Genomic DNA, 17886 nt, shown 5'->3' on the forward strand with positions numbered 1-17886 from the left:
TATCTCCTGTTCCCGGCATCTAAGCCGAACTCAGGCAGAATTTCCACTTATCCTGGCTGTGCAGATTTCCCGAGCCACTTCTTTCCACACAGCGCATGATCGCAAAGACTCCGGATGATGAAGCGGCGTTGACCGCAGACATCACGACGCTTGCCCTCCAGTACGGCCGTTATGGCTATCGTCGTATAACGACGATGCTGCACCAAGCTGGATGGATCGTGAACGTCAAACGGGTCGAGCGAATCTGGCGACGGGAGGGGCTGAAAGTGCCTCACAAGCAACCGAAACGCAGCCGACTGTGGTTGAACGACAGTTCGTGCATCCGGCTTCGGCCGGAATATCCCAACCATGTCTGGTCCTACGACTTCGTCGAGGATCGCACGCATAACGACAGGAAAATCCGCATGCTCAACGTGATCGATGAGTTCACGCGGGAATGCATCGCTATCAGGGTCGAGAGAAAGCTGAAGGCCGTCGATGTCATCGACGTGCTTTCCGACCTTTTCATCCTACGCGGCGTCCCCACCCATATTCGTTCCGACAATGGGCCGGAGTTCATCGCCAAGGCGCTACGGGAGTGGATCGCAGCAGTCGGTTCCAAGACCGCCTACATCATGCCGGGCAGTCCATGGGAAAACGGCTATTGCGAGAGCTTCAACTCGAAACTCCGTGACGAACTGCTCAACGGCGAAATCTTCTACACGCTCAAGGGTGAGGTGGAAAAGCAATCGATCCGGTGAATCGATTGCCCACCAAACAAGATCATCATCGAAAACTGGCGACAGCATTACAATACAGTGCGGCCCCATTCATCACTGGGCTACAAGCCACCGGCACCCGAAACAGTCGTCTGGCCTAAACAAAATGGCCCAGCGTCAACACCAGCAGTGGCAAGTCGACCCAGCATGCACTAACAATAAACACGGATCACCCGATGGGGCAGACCAGGCCGTTACAATTATCCATCACTAATTCCGACTATACTGTTCAATTCCCGATGGCACTTCTGCTTCACGTCTATTACCATAAGAGAAAAAAAGTGCATTCAGGAAAGCAAAGATCATCACAACACCCATCGTTCGCAATGGATAGTCAACCGTCGAGTGAATAAAAATGACAAAGATGGACAACAATACCAGTCTTGCGAGGGGCTGTTTTCTTACATCGATAAACTTTTTAATTAATAAATAAATATAAATTATAAAGAGCGTGAATGCTGGAATTCCACCCTCTAGTAATATCTCTAGATAATCATTATGGGCATGATTCACGTAATGTGAAAAAACCATCAACGGATCCTCATATAGTGGATAAACCATATCAAAGGTTCCAAATCCGGTACCTAGTATCCAGTTTTGAATAATTGCGTGCCATGTAGTTACAGCAAATTCTAGACGGCCCAAATTGGGATCCAGTGCCCTGGAGCTAATTTGCTCATAAGCTCCATAGCTGACAATCGCTATTGTAGCTAGCAATACCAGTGAAGAAACGACACCCAGGCGTCCACTCCATAGAAGTGATATCACCGATACAATCACAACAGTCAGGCCTATCAAGATCCCGGCGCGAGAACCGGCGGCTAGGAGAATTAACAATATAAAAACAATCGAGAAACTTGGCGCTAATACCCGATTATTCATAAAACCAAAGAATATAATTAAAGGTATGCTTGAAAAGATCAGCGTAGCAAAATGATTTCTGTTAGCAAACATTCCGACCATAACCTCGTAACCGAGAAAATCGCCAAGATTATTATTGCCGCTAAACGAATATTGTAATCCAGCCGCGATCAAATTTGCCCATAATCCTATCATGAAAAATGGAACAACACTGAAAACCTTGCCTTGGGGAAGGCTTACCAATGCTGTAAAGAACATTAACGGCGTCAATGCGAATAGCAATGCTTGGACTGTACGCGTACTACCTACGCTTAGACTTGCAACGTAGATTGGAGATTCTACCGAGATACCCAACGGTAGCAAATCAAATGGACGTGCCCATTCGAGAAAACCAATCGGAAGCGGCACAACCTGTAATATGAAGAGTGCCAAAACGCATAGCATCATAACTAAGCCTAAACGCGCTGCATTGTTCCAGTTTTCTCTGGAAAATAATACGTAGGCTGTGATAGTCACTGTTAGCAACTGCAATGTGAGATCGACACTTAAATATCGGGCGGTCCCTCCACCCACTAGCATGCACAACAATAGACAGAAGCCTAGCATATTCCTTTGTAACAAGATCTTGTTCTTAGATATATTGCCTGCAATAGCCATGTTGATTATTCTTTAATAATGCGAATATAATTGAAGCGAACCTGTCCACTGTAACGGTCGTTCCAACTTTCTACCATTGCAGTTGTTCTCAAAGATAAAGTTTGAACGTGACATCCTTCGGATATATTAAAACTTGCGCGGATTACACGGTCATTGTAGTCACCTTGCGGAACTTCTGATTTTAGAATATTTTTATTTGGATCTGAACACATTAAATTCCAGATCAGTGCTTTCGGCATATCTGCACGGGTTGCCGAAACGCTATACTCAAGTGAAAAACTGCCAGGTGGAAGCTTCAAAGTCTGCTGCAATCCCAATCGAATGATTGGAGTATTGGCAAATTCTATCAACGCACCTTTTTGCTTTGCGGGTATAGTAATTTTAGCTCCGGGCTGCTGCCTTATCTGCCAGCCAAAAATTCGATTCTCGGAAGCAGCTTCGAACTCGGCATCAAAAATATATCCAGACAATCTTCGCTCATCTGGCGGTAACGTGAAAAGAAATGTTTGGTATGCAAGATCGTACGCTTTTTCCTTAAATAGACTGGCTAAGATGGTTCTTGTATCTTCGGTGGTTGGTGGATTGCGACCCGATGCTAGCTCCGTTAGAAGCTGCGCAGTGAATGCCTTATTTGGCGATGTCTCCTCACTCATCACATTTATGAGAGCTCTTCTCCACGGCGGACCAGCACTTAGTTTTTCAGAAAAGATCTCAAAAGCGTCTGGGCTTTGAAAGAGAGTGGGGATAACAGAAGCTAAGCGTTTGATCTCATCCGGCCAACGACGAAACAGCAAATCTAACTTTTTTGATGCGGTATCGAAGTCACTTTCTATAACGGCGCGCTGAATCGACCACAGCAACGCGAACTTTTCAGTAGGCGCTAATGTCAGGGCATGACCAAACATCTGAACTTCGATAGATGACTGACCCTTCCTTCGAGCAATTTCACCTAATAAGCTATAGATTCTCGCATCGCCAGAATTAAAGGGGATCGCAGAGCGTAGAAGCTGTTCCACTTCCTCAAGCTGCGCGTCTGAGTTAGTGCTAGCTATTACTCTGCTACTGTAACTCAGCACTGCCTCGACATTGATTGCCGGTGCTGATAGCAGTAGATTGGTATGCCTCGTCTCAAGATATCGACTTGAAACGCTCAATAAGCTGAGCAAAATAACCGTTAAAACGACGATTAATAAAGGCCAACGTCCATTTTCTGTCGTTACCTGCCGAATTGCCATTGTCGATGCCCAATTTATTTTCTGGTTTCGAAGTCACATCCTCCGACTGATAGTAATTATAGCTAAGGTACTTATAGTCATAATTATAGTCGAACTTTTTAATGGAGAATTTGGTAAATACTGCACCGACCACACTTGAGCCTGCGATACGTAACCGCTTAAGAGCATTGGCTGCAGCCTTGCGAGTAACCTGATCCGAGGAAACAACTAGTAATGTTGCTTCTGATAATCGCCCTAGAATAAGTGCATCTGAAAGCCCAATCACAGGCGGGGAATCTATCAAGATCAGATCATGGCTTCGGCTGAGCTTTTCTAATATTAAACCCATTCTGCTGGATGACAGCAGATCAGCAGGATTTGGAGGAATTGTTCCCGCCGTTATGAGGCTTAAATGCGGTTTGATTTGCTTCACCAACATTTTTTGATCACTTTGGCGTATAGTTCGAGTCAGCAAATTGCTCAGACCCACGGCATTATCTACCTTGAAAAGACGGTGCAGCATTGGACGGCGCATATCGGCATCTATAACTAATACCTTGGCCCCTAAGGCAGCAAAATCTTCCGCGAGCTTAAGTATCGTTGTCGATTTGCCTTCAGACGGCTCTGAACTTGTAACTGCAAGGATTTGTGGCGCGCCTTCTTCACCCGAGAACTGCAACGATGTACGTAGCGATCGATAAGCCTCGGATAAACCCGATTGCGGATCTGAAACTGACCGAGCAAAGTCTGCATCGCTCGTAGACGGAATAATCCCCAATAGAGGTAACTGAAGTTCCTTTTCGATTTGGTCGGGCGTGGCAAATGTATTGTTGAGTAACTCCAATACATAAATCGCTGCAACGCCAATCATAACTGACAATATAAGCCCAATAGCAAGATTTAGACTTAATCGAGGAGAATATGGCCTCTGGGGTGCAACGGCGAGGTCAACAATGGCGGCATTTTCGTTTTTGAGCTCTGAACTAATCGAGACTTCATTTAGTTTTGCGATCAAACTATCATACTGTGACCGATTTGAATCAACTTCACGTTTGAGAATTGTGTATTGAATATTTTTATCTTGATAAGCTGACTGATCCGCTTCAAGTTGACTCAACTTTGACTGTAAGTCAGTTATTTTAGCTTGCGTTTCTTGATATCTAAGTCTGATAGAATCGGTTATTGCGCGCACGCCAAGGTTAATCTGATTTTCAAGCTCTCCAATTTGAGAACGAAGCTGCTGCATCTCAGGAAAACTTGGCTTAAACAAGCTCAGTTTCTGCTGATATTCACCGTTAAGTTCAGCCAGGCGTACACGTAATTTATCCAGACCTTCACTCTTAAGAACCTGTTCCAAGCTTGCACCTTGACCACTATCAATTTGCTGTACAAGCCGCCCATAGCTTAGGTTTTCCTGAACTGCACTACCAAGTGCCTCGTTGATCTTGACAAGGCTTTCTGTGATAAGTGAGTTGTTATCGCCTGTGATCGTTAAACCAACCTTTTTCGCATACTCAACAAGCTCTTCTTCAGATTGCTGCAATCGACCTTTCGCGTGCACTACTTGCTCTTGTATAAATTTGCGTGCCTGCGAAGATGTATCACTAGCCTGGTCAACTCTTTGATCAATAAAACTCTGAGCCACTTGATTTGCGATTTCATAAGTGTACTTAGGCGTTTGATCTGTATAAGTTATTGAGAGCAGGCTTGTGTTAGCTAATAAGCTTATGTTTAGATTTTTTTGAACGCGATCCACGGCCATGCGCACGCGCTCTTCAGGCGAGAAGTCTGACAATTCGCTGCTGCCCGCAGCGCCTCCGAATGCACGTGTAAATATGTTCAAGGGCGAAAAACTTGGCCTTGGAAAAAGAAAGTCAGCGCGTTCACTTAACCCGAGATTGAATACAACTCTTTCTGCGATCGCACGACTGCGGAGCTTCTCACTTGCAGTTTGAAAGGCTCGGATATCACCACTTTCCGTGGTGACTTCAATGTCTTGGAAAACCTTCGCAGATGGAACCAACACCTCTAATTGTGCCGATGCTCGGTATTTGGGAGTGACCATCATTGTAATTGCGAGAGCGGAAAAGATGCCTATTACTGCAAGCGTAAGCAGCATCCAACGATACTTCAAAACGTATAAAAAAAGACGAAATAGGTCTATTTCCTTTTCGTCAGGTGCAACCCCGTAACCGTATCCTAGGTGGGTGTAGGGCTGGGCTTCAAAGGCCACCGAGGTATTCTGAGGTCGTCCTGCCGCGTTAGGTGAACCAATTTTACGGAGATGGTTCGACATTCTAGTCCAATCTTTCAATATCTGATGGCGTAGGCACCATTTGTGAGTTTATGATATACAATAATCACAAAACCACTCGTGTGTTCTTAACTCTAACGTTTGTCAGCTTTTTTACCACCACATAAAAAAGAATGGTGCTCAGGAACAAACGTTCTAATGGCTTGTAATTTAAGGAATGATAACCGCTCGGCTTGCAGTAGCTGCCATCCCCAAAGATTCTTTCAAGTTATTGATAGCCACCCGCTGACGTGAGGTAAATACCATTATGGTGTCTCCGCCGTAAATTCGCGGGTTGGCTAGTCGACCACTACGAATGTCTTCGACGCTATAATTCGCTACTAATTTGCTATTACCAACATCCCTGAAGACAAAAACCTTTTTTTGATCTGCAATATCCCGCAACCCGCCCGATAAAGCGATTGCATCGAGCAACGTTGTCTGAGCTGTCACGGGATATAGGCCCGCTCGTGCTACCTCTCCGTCAACTGTTACCCGTTGGCGAGCAGACTCTTTTAAGAAAACAGTGATATTTGGTGACTGTAAATATGATGCACCGTATAAGCGAATAAGCTCTTGCTCGACCTCTCGCACGCTTTTACCATTGACATTGACAACCCCAACGAGTGGCAAAGATATGCGTCCGCCAGAGTCAACTTGAACCGTGCTGTTTAATGTTGGCACGCCAAAAAAATTAACATCCAGAATATCGTTTGAAGAAATAAGCTGGTCTGCTCCGTCATTCGTACCAGCAGGTGCTGGTAGTGTTTTTACCAACCTCAGGCTGCCATCGTTACTGACTGAAGCCGATGCATTCGACTGCAATGATAATACATCTGTAGGAGAAGCTCCGGTGTTAGCAGTACCTGTGCAACCAGACACGAAGCCCACCAATACAGACAAAACTGCTATTTGATTTATTGACATAAATCACCTGTCTCCAAAGATCCGGCTAATTACTTTAACCATTGCATTGCCAGATGACCGGCTCTTCTCGACATCGGATTTGCGTTTGAACGAAAACTTAATTTCTTGATTGGACACAATTGCCATAGGTCGCTTAACAAAAAGTTCTTCTGCTTCAGATTTTCCGATTTTAGCAGCAATATGATTATAGGCTAATGACAACAAGGGACGTCGATACTTTATTCCATGAGCATCGGTAGCAACAATTCCGGCGCGACCTTCGGCAAGTATGCGCTCAGCTACTTTTTTTGCAAGCGACCCGAAATCGCCCAACAGAGAACCAGCGGTCAATTGTAGTAAGCATCCCATGTCTGACAGTTTGATAAACACCTCATAATGCCTATCACCCCACAACAATCTCTCTGGATGAGTGATAATAGGAACATATCCTGCTAATAAGGCTTTCTCTGCCAAATCTGGCAATCGCGGTGGTAAGACCTCGTGAGGTGGCTCCAGGAGAAAGTAGCGAGAGCCATTTAAGGTTGGGACTTCACCCAACGTAATCCGATCAATCAAATCAATAGACACGTGCGCATCTGCGCCACACATCAACCTAAGAGCGATTTTTTTTTCATTGAGTACAGATTGCAAGGCTTTAATAGCCGGTAAAATAATAGCGGAATTATTTTCATACTTCCCAGGAAATATGTGCGGCGTACAAGCCATATGGGTAATTCCATCAGCAACTGCAATTCGCGCCATTTCAACAGACACTTCGATATCTGAAGCACCATCATCTATGCCGTGTAATATATGTGAATGAAGATCAATCATTAGGTGAAATCAATTTCATGAAAACCTCTGCCGCGTTGTTACTGAACGATGCTATACAAGGTTCGAATTTTTAATTAATCTCGAATGTAAATCTTCATAAAATCACGGCGCCCAACTCGGAGCGCCGCGGGATAACTCATAATCAATTAACGGCTAACGGATCGATCGCGGTTCGCGACACTAATAACTACCGCACTGGCACCGATGGTTGCCGCGATGGTTACAGGGGTCACCAACACAGGACCAACAGATGCACCAGCCACGCCAATTGGTGCACCATAAACTGTAGACGCGCTACTTATATCTGCCACTGAACCACCAGCACTGATGTTGGAAGTCACGCTTAAGCACTGATTGCCATTTTGCAATTTCGAGACGAGGGTCGCATTATCGGCCAAACGCAAAGAGCAACTGGAACCAAAATTAATAGTTGACGCCGATTTTGGGCCAGACACGACAGAGCTATCTGCTGAAACACGCATCGCTTTAATAAGCGGCACAGCCCCGTTCGACTGCGAAACATATACCGCTCCTCGAACGGCCTCAACAACACCTACAGAACCTTCTGGAACTAGACAAGTACATTCATTCGACTGCGCTAACGAACTTGCCGAAGACAGCAAGAGAACCACTGTGGTCCCAGTGAGGCACTTAGCAAAAGCCCGAGCCAATACAGACATGAAATTTCCCTCTAAGATTCCTAATTACTCAGACTTTATAGCCTAATATGAAGTCGAGTCAATGAACGACTTCAGGAGGGTGACACGAACGCTATCTGATGCGCACATTAGAAATAAGGCGCTTGTCTCTTCTTCGCCGAAAAAATGGAAGACAAAGCGCTTATAATTGAAATTATGCCTAAAAGCTGATTAAACGATACATTCTAAGGGAAAGTATCTTTACTGGCCGTCAATGTCCCGATTTCCCAAATTGCAGCAATAAATAGTCAATTGTATATGTAGAAAATCTTCCACTCAGACCGATGGCGCTCTGGATCTATTAAGACTTCCCAAATCCATGAATTGCTAATATTATGATATACAACCAAGCAATGGTATAATTTTCCTGATTAATTAACAGGGACGGTAATAGCCACCAGATTGTGCAGGGAGATCACAAAAAATACCTTCCTCACTTAATATACGTGCGACATCTCGTTTATCGCTCGTAAGGCACTGCACGACAATAACTTCGCCGAAGCGAGTGGCCGAATTTCCATCGCAAGGCGTTCCTCCACCCACCTGTGTGCATTTAACTTCACTGCCTTGAAGGCTTCTGCGGGCTCCAGCAAGCATGAGATCCTCAAATTGTCTGGGTTTGGTGAACGATACACCACATAATGCTATTTTTCGCCCAGACACACGTAAATCGGAAAGTGAATTAATGTTTAACTGACCGGACAAATGGATAGGATCGGTACTCTGAGTATCATTTATATTTGAACGAGCGATTTTTCTTTGTTCGGCCAATAAATATAGAACAAATGAAATGAAGCATAAAAATACCAATAATAATAAAATTGTCTTTTTTATACTCATAGGCACAGCACCTTACTATATCTAAGACGTTCTCTCCATACAACCATACAGCGGTAGTAGGTGAACGTTAATAGGGAGATAAAACAATGCTAAGATACGACGTCTAACAATACTTCTCGCATTTTGTATGCCAACTCCCGTCGATCAAATTGTTGCGCACTTTCTTGGCAATTTTGTGCCAGATTTTCGCGAAGGTCGCTGTTGGTATGCAACTCTATAACTGCCTGCGTCATTTCACCTGCTGATTCCGGTTCAATTAATAACCCAACTTCATGATGGCGAACAATATCAGCAGCTTCCCCCTTTACACCAAATAGAACAGGCACTCCCATTGCCATGCTCTCAAACAGTTTCGAAGGAATGACTGACTTGAAGAGATCGTCATTTTTTAGATGAATTAAAGAAACGTCCAAAAGAGACCAATAACGAGTGACCTCGCTTTTCGGAACAGATTCCAAAAAGAGGACGTTATGTATGCGTTCAGTTTCTACGCGCTTCATCAGGTGTTTTTTCTGAGCCCCGTCCCCGAGCATTAATATGCGGATATCCGTAAGTCCCAACTTACTGATGTTTTTAGCTGTATCAAGAACTGTGTCTAGGCCATGAGCCATGCCCATCGTGCCAATATAGCCCAATATAAAACAGTCCTGTAATTCGTATCGTTTGATTAAATTCTCGTCTTTTGCCATTGGCTTGTAGCGTGAAAGATCTGCACCATTTGTAACAACGTGTATCTTTTCAGCCGGAACAGCCCGCGCAATCAGGTTATCACGAAATGAGTTTGTGACCGAAATCACTGCATCTGCGCGATGATATAAAAATAGTTCTAATCTCTCTAACATGTCGAGTAGCGAAGACTTTTTCATAGCGCCCACTACACGAATTGATTCTGGCCACAGATCACGAAGTTCAAAAACCCAAGGACGACGCTTAAGCAAGCCCGTAAGCCATCCAGCGACGGCGGTGAAAAATTGTGGCGACGTAGCGACAATAAGGTCCACCCTTTTGACGAAAAGGGCAGCTACAGTAGCAGAAATCATAAAGCTTATATAATCGAGGCTGCGTCGAATGAACCCTTCATTTGCTGAGATGTAGCTCCACACTCGAATTACCTGGACGCCCTCAATTTCCTCGCGCTGCCAAAGCCGATTAGTATAACCGGCAAATACACGGCCTTTTGGAAAATTGGGAACGCACGTTATTACTGTGACCTGGTGACCATCCTGAACCCATTCTCGAGCGTGTTCAAATGTACGGGATGCAGGTGCGTTAACTTCTGGTGGGAAATTATCAGTCAGAAACAGTATATGCATTATTTTGCCCAATGGATTTCTATTGCTAACCGACCGTTATTAAGCGGAATAGCTAAACATGTTGTCGTTTCGCTTATCCCGAACTCAGGATGCCATGTAGTCGTCTCCGTATTAAATGTCGCGTCACCAAAGTCCAGCCACAAGACCTTACCATTTTCTAATTTTAACTCAGGAATACCATCACTTACGGTAAATTTGACCTTCGGATGTAGATGTAACCGAGCCACTGAAGACGTGATCGGTGTTGAAGAAACGACCTGATCCTCAACTCGTAACTTCTTATTCATCAACAAAAATCTTCGGCGATGCACAGGTTTCCCGGGTAGATAAGAATAGCCGTCGTGACTAGCGGATGCGATTAAAGAATTACTGGAGGGCAGTACATCAATTTCTGATACACGCGCACGCCTGCCAACTCGAAAACCTCCCCAAACCTCCGAACTATTTTGGCCGTTGAGGACGACCGTATTGTGAGCTGCTGTGCCACGCTGTCGCAAACGCTCTGTACTATTTCCATACTCACCAGTCCCGCTATTGACGAATACACGTTGCCCAAAGCAGGAAAATTCAAAGCTTAAAGTGTCTGCGTGCGCATGACCGGGTAAATAATCTGGACCGATCTCTGCAAAATCGGCAATTACCACCGCTGGCCCTGCAGTTAAACGTACATAGCCAGAAGAGCTAAGATGTTCAACCGGTCCAGGGATGGACGGTGGTCGTATGTCTAGCGCATCCGAATAGAGTCCCAATGAATCATTATCTGGCGCAACGCCGAACGCTGCATCATTAAAGAACGCTATACCGCCATCTGGATGACTGAGCCTGTCAAGCCATTCTCGAGCGCTCACTGCACGACTATCAAGCTTAGACCTGAGTTCTGAAGAGAGCAGTTCAGGAAATGATCGCGCCAAATTGAGTATGTCCAATAGATCTTCAAGCGCCAAAGCATGATACATCGTTGAAAGTTCAAACTGCCCACCATCGCCTAAAAATTGCTCATCCAGTTGCCGCAGTAATATTGTCTGGGCTTTGTGAAGCCATAGTTCAGCTTCTTTCCCTTCGAAAAAGTGGCCCGCAAATAGCAACGCCTTAGCATTTGCAAACAAATGATTACCCAGAAGATGCCATTCTAAACGCTCCGATAAAGCCCGAGTTTGCACCGCCAAAGAGTGCCGTGCCGTAATCGAGAGTTTACCACTGGATAAGTGCCATTTAATCCAGTTAACAATACGTAGCGACAACGGGTAGGGCTCCCAACCAGAGCCGTATCCAGGAGCATTGTCGTTAATCCAACGCTCAATTAAATCACTATGCCAAGCGTGACGGCTCTGCCAATCTTTTGCTTGTAGATCGTTAAAATAATGAAGATTATATCGCCACAGTTTAGGCATTGTTGGGCTATCCCACCCCACGCTTCCTAAATCATGTTCAGAATTAAGGAAGCGGAAACGTTGTGGCCCAAGCTGACCGCACTCTCGCATAGCTGGCTGGGACCATTTTCCAAACTGCCTCCGCATTGGAGGAGCTGGACTCAAGTCAGGTTTAATCTTCTTGAGCCGAAACCATACTCGTCCGTAGATTTGAATGGGCTTAAGGTAACGAACGGTGCGCCACAGACGAGGTATGGCAATCATACATTCGTACTCCCTAGCGTTTGAGCAATCTCAATTGATAGGCGAGCACTTTCAATAATTTCCTCATGTGGAATGGGTGACGCGCTCCCTTCCTTCACTGCACGCAAAAACGCAGCGGTGCAGGCCAACTGCCCCTTATCTTGACGCCACAGGTTCATTTTGCTGAAGCCAGACCAACCCCACCCTTTCAACTTACGGAAATTGTCAAGTTGTAGAACGCGGCCACCGGCAAATACTTCTATTCGCTCCTTAGGAAAACCCTTATGCCCATTCGCAAGATACAGTATTGATCCAATCGATCCGTCCGAGAATGTTAATGTTATGACGGCCTTATCTTCGCGAATTGCCAAGCCAGGATGTGCTCCGAGCGACTGCGCGGTAAATCCAGTTATTGGATGGCCGACTAAATGGCGCAATAGGTCGATGAAATGGCAGGCCTCACCTATAATACGCCCACCGCCGACTGCAGGATCCTGCGTCCAGTGATCGGCAGGAATGTCTCCCGCATTAACAGTTACAATAAAATTCTTGGGCACCGACAAGGGAGCAAGCAGTGATTTCATCTTCACAACATGCGGCGCAAAACGGCGGTTGAAGCCCACCATCAATAGTTGATTCGGCCTTGCGTTAGATTCTTCATTAATCGAGTCCAGTTCGACCTGCGTCAGGCAAAGTGGTTTTTCGCAGAAGACATGTTTCCCTGCCCTAAGGGCCGCCAGCGTTTGACGAGCATGAGCGTCATGCCGTGTGGCAATAACGATAGTATCAATCGCCGTATCCGACAACAGTGTCGTCTCGTCACTCGAGGCTTTCGTGAAACCAAATTTTCGGCCAAAATGAACAGCGCTGACCCCACCAGAACTGACTACACCGTGGAGACTCGCCCCCGCGGCTTTGAACGCCGGGATCAATACCCTCCCGGCATAATTACCCGCACCTAGGAAGCCTACAACACCCTTGCCTTTCGTTACGCTGTTAGAAACGTCAGTGAGCATTACATAGCGTTCAGGCTCGGTAGTTGTTTTGGGGTAATCCAGCAAAATCCCCAACGAGGGCTGTCCAGAAGACAGCAGATCCATCGCCTCTCCTGCGTCTTCTATGGCGAAGCGATGAGTAATGAGTGGCTCAAGATTGAATGCTCCGGCCGCCATCAGGTCAAGCACGGCCTCGAAATTGCGCTGCTCGGTCCAACGTACGAAGCCGATTGGGTAATCTTGTCCCTGCTCCTCGTAAGCTGAATCGTAGCGTCCCGGACCGTATGAACAGGAGACTTGAAAGCTAAGCTCTTTTTCGTAGAACTCGGCTCGACTCAGCTCTAGCCCGACTACACCCACTAGAACGATGCGGCCACGCTTGCGACACATACGCGCGGCTTGCGAAACCGGCTCGTTGCTTTTCGTGGACGCCGTGATGATTACCGCATCCACGCCTCGACCACGCGAAAAGGCTTGCGCCCGCGCGAGCGTATCTTCGCCCGCGCCAGGGTTGACGGTCTCCGCGCCTAAGCGGCGCGCGATCTCCAATCGGGCTGGATCAAAATCGATGCCCAGAACACGACAGCCCTGTGCACGCAACATCTGCACTGTGAGCAGTCCGATCAGACCGAGGCCTGTGACAACTACACATTCGCCAATTGTTGGGTTTGCTAATCGAATTCCCTGAAGTCCTATCGAGGCGAGAACGGTGAAGCTCGCTGTATCATCACTCACATTTTCGGGAATTTTCGCGCAGAGATTTTGCGGGACAGCGACGATTTCGGCATGTTTACCGTTAGAAACAACTCGATCACCCGGCGCAAATCCCGTGGCTTGGCTTTCTATCACTTGACCGACATTACAATATCCCAGCGCCAAAGGCTGATCGAGCTTCGAGCGCACCGCTTCGATGGTGGTTACGAGACCGTCCGTCTTGATTTTTTCCAACACCATTCGCACTTTGTCAGGTTGTGAGCGGGCTTTATTAACTAGGTTCGCTTTTCCAAAATCCACAAGCATCCGCTCTGTTCCGGCAGAGACGAGGCTGATCGAAGTACGGATCAAAACTTGTCCTTTCCCAATGAGTGGCGCGGGAACGTCTGCCACTTCGGTAGATCCGTCCTTAAGCGATTGGAGAAGCTGTTTCATGAGCTGGACTTTCTTATAGAACTGGGAGTGCGGGCGTCGAGTATTACACGCTGCAAAAAAGCAAAAGTTTCGTTTGCGCAGCGTTGCCAGTTGAAGTCGGATGCCAAGTCACGCGTGCGCCTAGAAAGGTTGCCGCGCAGCACGGGATCGTCGATTAGTTGTCGCAAAGCTTCAGCAATTGAGGACGGGTCTTCAGGGTTAAAATAAATACCTCCATCGCGGAGGCACTCCGGCATTGGTCCCCGATCTGAGCACGCCAAAGGTAAGCCGGCTGCCATCTTCTCAAGCAGGATATTGGGCATATTTTCGCAACTTGATGCAAAAACACCGATATCTGCCTTAGCCAAATAATCCTGCACAGTAGCCTGTGGTTGAGGAGGATGAAGATAAGCCCAGCTGCCTTGTGGATCATGTAGCGCTATGGCTGCTTTGATACGTCCTACGCTTGCGGGCACCGAGTGCGGCCCCATCATGTCAAACTGTAATGGCAAACCGGTTTGCCTTCGCAATCCAGCCAAAGCAGCAATGACGTGCCATTGATGCTTGTAAGGACTCGCATGCGAAATATAGACAATGCGCAACGGCGCATCGTCCGTGAATTCTGAGCGCGACCGGAATTGTCGTTGAGGCACAGAGAAATTGTTGCTTACCCCATGTGATATAGTCGCAATCTGCGCCCCGACCGATCCACTGGCCTCCAGCACACTTTGACGGGCGAAGTGAGTTAAGAAGATCAACCCATCAGCACGGCGAAAACTGCGTGCTTGCATCATACGCAACAGTTCGAGCCTGAAACGTTTGATTCCCCATCCATAGCGCGCCACCTCAATGCGATCAAAAGGAAGCATATTGCGGCTCATCGTGACGAAAGGGTGGAAATTACCCGGCACATTGCCACCCGGAGCGAAAAGTAGATCACAACCTGCCGCCAGTGCCTCTTCTGGCAATGTATGACGCTGCCATCGCGCGCGCGCGAACTGGCCTTCCTCCATCACAGGCGGAGAGCGCAGTTCCAGCCATGCACGTTCATTGATACGAGCAACGGTGTTCCTGTTTCCCCAGACGATGACCCGTTTAATACCGTAGTTCTGCGGATGGGCGGCGGATAGCAATTCAACAAGATGGGTGACGCCTCCGCCCTCGCGAAGGTTGGAAGCATCAAGGGCAACACTAAACATGTCTTGTTCTTCCTATTCGAGACAAATCCTTCATAATGGTGAATGTGATCCAAATAACCAAAAAAAGGATAATGAGATTGTGAAGATATACATACCCATAATAAAAAAACCTTTGTGAATACAAAGCAAACGACAGCAAGAACCAAGAGGCGAAAAAACTCCGTGGTGCAGCTACCATCAGCTTTCGCATCAGTACGGACAAAAATAGTCCCATGACTGCAGCTCCGAACACTCCAAAATTCATATATCCTTCACCGAGGATTCCGAAGCCCCCCATCGTTTGGTATGTACTTTCGAACATTCGATAGGGATCGACATACCGCTCCCAAGGTGTCGGAATGAAGGATGGGATGATATTGATGAACTGACCGAAAAACGTCATTCCGTAATATGCGCCCCACCTTTTTGATGCGTCGATTGCAACCACGCCACTGTAGACTGACGAGCCAACTGTAGACACGCTGAGATGGTTTTCCTGAAACATCTGGCCGAACACCGATGCAAACATCGACTCAGACCCACCCGCCCCACCTCTAATGAGACCCACAAAACTAAAAACAACAAAACCGAAAAACAACACCAACAAGGCCACCAAGTTTTTCTGCTTTTCACTATTCAAAGAAAGCGCTGAAATCAAATAAGTAACATTAGAAAATATAACAAAAGTGAGTATCTCTGATCTGTTTCCAGCCATTATCCAATAAAATGCAATAAGATTAGTTGCAAAAAAGAATGCTATATTCGGTTTTCTGTAATTAAGACAAAATGCAGCCATCAGCAACACAAATATAGCAGGGAGGCCGGACCAGTACGAGTTCTGATTACCCGAGTACTGACCGGATAGAACAAAGCCTGTTCTGTTAATAAAAAAGGAAACTAACAAACCTGCTGCCCAAATCGCCCATGTCCGTAGATTGGCTTTGCGATAAAAGAAAACGGATTCAACCTTCTGATTTTCCAAGCAAAATGTCATCAAATAGAGAACCTGTGCTGCGCCAATTAAAGCATCGTCTAGATGACCTGCATTGAACGTCGCCCATCTTGCGGGCGTATACATCACCGGCATTACATTAAGGATCACGCAAGCTATCAGAACAATCATCCATAAAAAATGGAGAACGATGACTAGAGAAATTGCTAGTTTTAAAGGAGTACCTGCACTGAGAGCTTTCATACTGTATAAGGAGAGGCCGACGAATCCCCACAACAGAAAACTCCATTGACCTATCTCATAAAGCATAGAGATGGATATGCATAAGATAAATCTTACCAGCAAGAGCCCGCCCCACGTTAGTCTGATATGCGACTTAGCGAGCCGTATTATCATGTTAAGCCGCTCCCATGCTATGTGAGCGACCAACTAATAAGAGAGCCAGATAAATAGTGTATGCCACCACTACTAAAATCACCATTTGAATAGAGGTCGTAATATGGACAATCATCGGTATTAATACGATGAGGAGCCACCATACCAATGTCGACCAAAACACCGCATGGTAACGTGCTTCAGCTACTAATACGCTCGATATAACCGTAATTGGCGCTGCTACGATTGCTGCCGCCACAAAAAGTGTAAGAGACCACCGGCTGCCTGCGAGCTCTGTTCCATAAAAACCAATTAAAAAAGGCCCCAGCAAGAGAACTCCAACAAGTACCGCAATTGCTCCAAAAGCAGAAAATAATTGGGCTTGCTTTATCGTTTTATGCTGATCATCAATGTCCCGCGTCCAGACATTACGTGCCAACCTTGGCATAACTGTGCGAGAAATAATATTTGATGCCATCTGTGCCAAACCAAACCATTGCATCCCCAAGGCGAATTCGGCAAAGGCTGTACCTCCTCCAACCCCGCCAATCAAAGAACGCCCAGCCAGCCACAGCCCAGTGTTGGTCATCGTCGTAGCCAGAAACATCGGCCCCAGATAAGCCCAGACCACTTTAATATTGGAAGAATTCAGCACTGCGCCTTGTTTAGTGTAGCGCCGGACAATCTGGCCTAGTCCTCCTGGGACTAGGATCAACAACGAAATGCATGTGGCAAGCAGATATATACGCAATGGCCACTGTGATTCGTCGAGAAGAACCGCGATCAACGTTCCTCCAATTAAAATTATGCCCAACACAAAGCTAGAAATGGTTACCCAGCCGAATCGCTCAAAGCCGTTGCTCACCCCTACCAGCAGGTTGTTCAATCCAATTCCTAAAATTAAAGCAGCTAAAACGCCTTTTTTCGCCGGTTCAGACAGCCCTATTATTTCAGCTGGCACGACCAGTACGGTGATCATCGCCATTGCCAGACCTACAACTACTACACCTGCCGCCAAAATCACCTGCGTCAACGCATCGACGGAAGCGTCCACTGTCATTCGCGCGCAGAAACGAGGTAACCCCTTCATCATACCTAACATAGCCATATTCGACAAAGAGGTTGCGGTCAGATGGACAAATGTGAATAAAGCAAACGCTTCAGCTCCAAATGCCCTTGCCACCAACGCGGAAGCTAAAACAACTGCTCCGCGTGAGAACAACATCGCCAGAGTAAGAAATAAAGATCCCTTCAATAAACCAGACATACCT

13 protein-coding genes and 1 pseudogene are annotated in these 17886 nt (G+C 46.5%); 1 reads left to right on the forward strand and 13 read right to left on the reverse strand.

The window, feature by feature from the left end:
- Nucleotides 1-29 precede the first annotated feature (29 nt).
- Nucleotides 30-914, forward strand: a pseudogene (locus OPR82_RS11385) (IS3 family transposase); the annotation flags it as partial.
- Nucleotides 915-968: 54 nt separating this feature from the next.
- On the opposite strand, the gene OPR82_RS11390 reads toward OPR82_RS11385, so the two are convergent.
- The 13 genes from OPR82_RS11390 to OPR82_RS11450 form a co-directional block, all read right to left on the reverse strand.
- Nucleotides 969-2276: an O-antigen ligase family protein gene (locus OPR82_RS11390; protein WP_265984891.1), complete on the reverse strand. Its 1308-nt coding sequence runs from the start codon at nucleotides 2274-2276 to the stop codon at nucleotides 969-971.
- Nucleotides 2277-2281: 5 nt separating this feature from the next.
- On the reverse strand, nucleotides 2282-3511 hold the full coding sequence (locus OPR82_RS11395) for a hypothetical protein (RefSeq protein WP_265984968.1): 1230 nt from the start codon (nucleotides 3509-3511) through the stop codon (nucleotides 2282-2284).
- Complete coding sequence (locus OPR82_RS11400) at nucleotides 3405-5786, reverse strand: GumC family protein (RefSeq protein WP_265984893.1); 2382 nt, start codon at nucleotides 5784-5786, stop codon at nucleotides 3405-3407. The genes OPR82_RS11395 and OPR82_RS11400 overlap by 107 nt, the downstream gene beginning before the upstream one ends.
- 168 nt (nucleotides 5787-5954) lie before the next feature.
- Nucleotides 5955-6710, reverse strand: coding sequence for a polysaccharide biosynthesis/export family protein (locus OPR82_RS11405; RefSeq protein ID WP_265984894.1), 756 nt, complete (start codon nucleotides 6708-6710; stop codon nucleotides 5955-5957).
- A 3-nt stretch (nucleotides 6711-6713) separates the two neighbouring features.
- Entirely contained in the window at nucleotides 6714-7523 is an 810-nt protein-coding gene (locus tag OPR82_RS11410) for a tyrosine-protein phosphatase (RefSeq protein ID WP_265984895.1), read from the reverse strand.
- Nucleotides 7524-7669: 146 nt separating this feature from the next.
- Nucleotides 7670-7834 carry a hypothetical protein gene (locus tag OPR82_RS11415; protein WP_265984896.1) on the reverse strand — a complete coding sequence of 55 codons (165 nt, stop codon included), beginning with the start codon at nucleotides 7832-7834 and terminating at the stop codon, nucleotides 7670-7672.
- Between the two features lie 762 nt (nucleotides 7835-8596).
- On the reverse strand, nucleotides 8597-9061 hold the full coding sequence (locus tag OPR82_RS11420; protein WP_265984897.1) for a hypothetical protein: 465 nt from the start codon (nucleotides 9059-9061) through the stop codon (nucleotides 8597-8599).
- 89 nt (nucleotides 9062-9150) lie between these two features.
- The gene (locus OPR82_RS11425; RefSeq protein WP_265984898.1) at nucleotides 9151-10374 is read right to left on the reverse strand and encodes a glycosyltransferase family 4 protein; all 1224 of its coding nucleotides are present in this window, start codon (nucleotides 10372-10374) and stop codon (nucleotides 9151-9153) included.
- Nucleotides 10374-12008 carry a heparinase II/III family protein gene (locus OPR82_RS11430; RefSeq protein ID WP_265984900.1) on the reverse strand — a complete coding sequence of 545 codons (1635 nt, stop codon included), beginning with the start codon at nucleotides 12006-12008 and terminating at the stop codon, nucleotides 10374-10376. Before OPR82_RS11430 ends, OPR82_RS11425 begins: the two co-directional genes overlap by 1 nt.
- On the reverse strand, nucleotides 12005-14131 hold the full coding sequence (locus OPR82_RS11435; RefSeq protein ID WP_265984901.1) for a bi-domain-containing oxidoreductase: 2127 nt from the start codon (nucleotides 14129-14131) through the stop codon (nucleotides 12005-12007). The genes OPR82_RS11430 and OPR82_RS11435 overlap by 4 nt, the downstream gene beginning before the upstream one ends.
- Nucleotides 14128-15309: a glycosyltransferase gene (locus OPR82_RS11440; protein WP_265984902.1), complete on the reverse strand. Its 1182-nt coding sequence runs from the start codon at nucleotides 15307-15309 to the stop codon at nucleotides 14128-14130. Before OPR82_RS11440 ends, OPR82_RS11435 begins: the two co-directional genes overlap by 4 nt.
- On the reverse strand, nucleotides 15302-16516 hold the full coding sequence (locus tag OPR82_RS11445) for an O-antigen polymerase (protein WP_265984903.1): 1215 nt from the start codon (nucleotides 16514-16516) through the stop codon (nucleotides 15302-15304). Before OPR82_RS11445 ends, OPR82_RS11440 begins: the two co-directional genes overlap by 8 nt.
- A 121-nt stretch (nucleotides 16517-16637) precedes the next feature.
- On the reverse strand, nucleotides 16638-17882 hold the full coding sequence (locus OPR82_RS11450) for a lipopolysaccharide biosynthesis protein (protein ID WP_265984905.1): 1245 nt from the start codon (nucleotides 17880-17882) through the stop codon (nucleotides 16638-16640).
- Between the last annotated feature and the right edge of the window lie 4 nt (nucleotides 17883-17886).

Source organism: Ochrobactrum chromiisoli (assembly GCF_026241335.1).
GTDB lineage: Bacteria > Pseudomonadota > Alphaproteobacteria > Rhizobiales > Rhizobiaceae > Brucella > Brucella chromiisoli.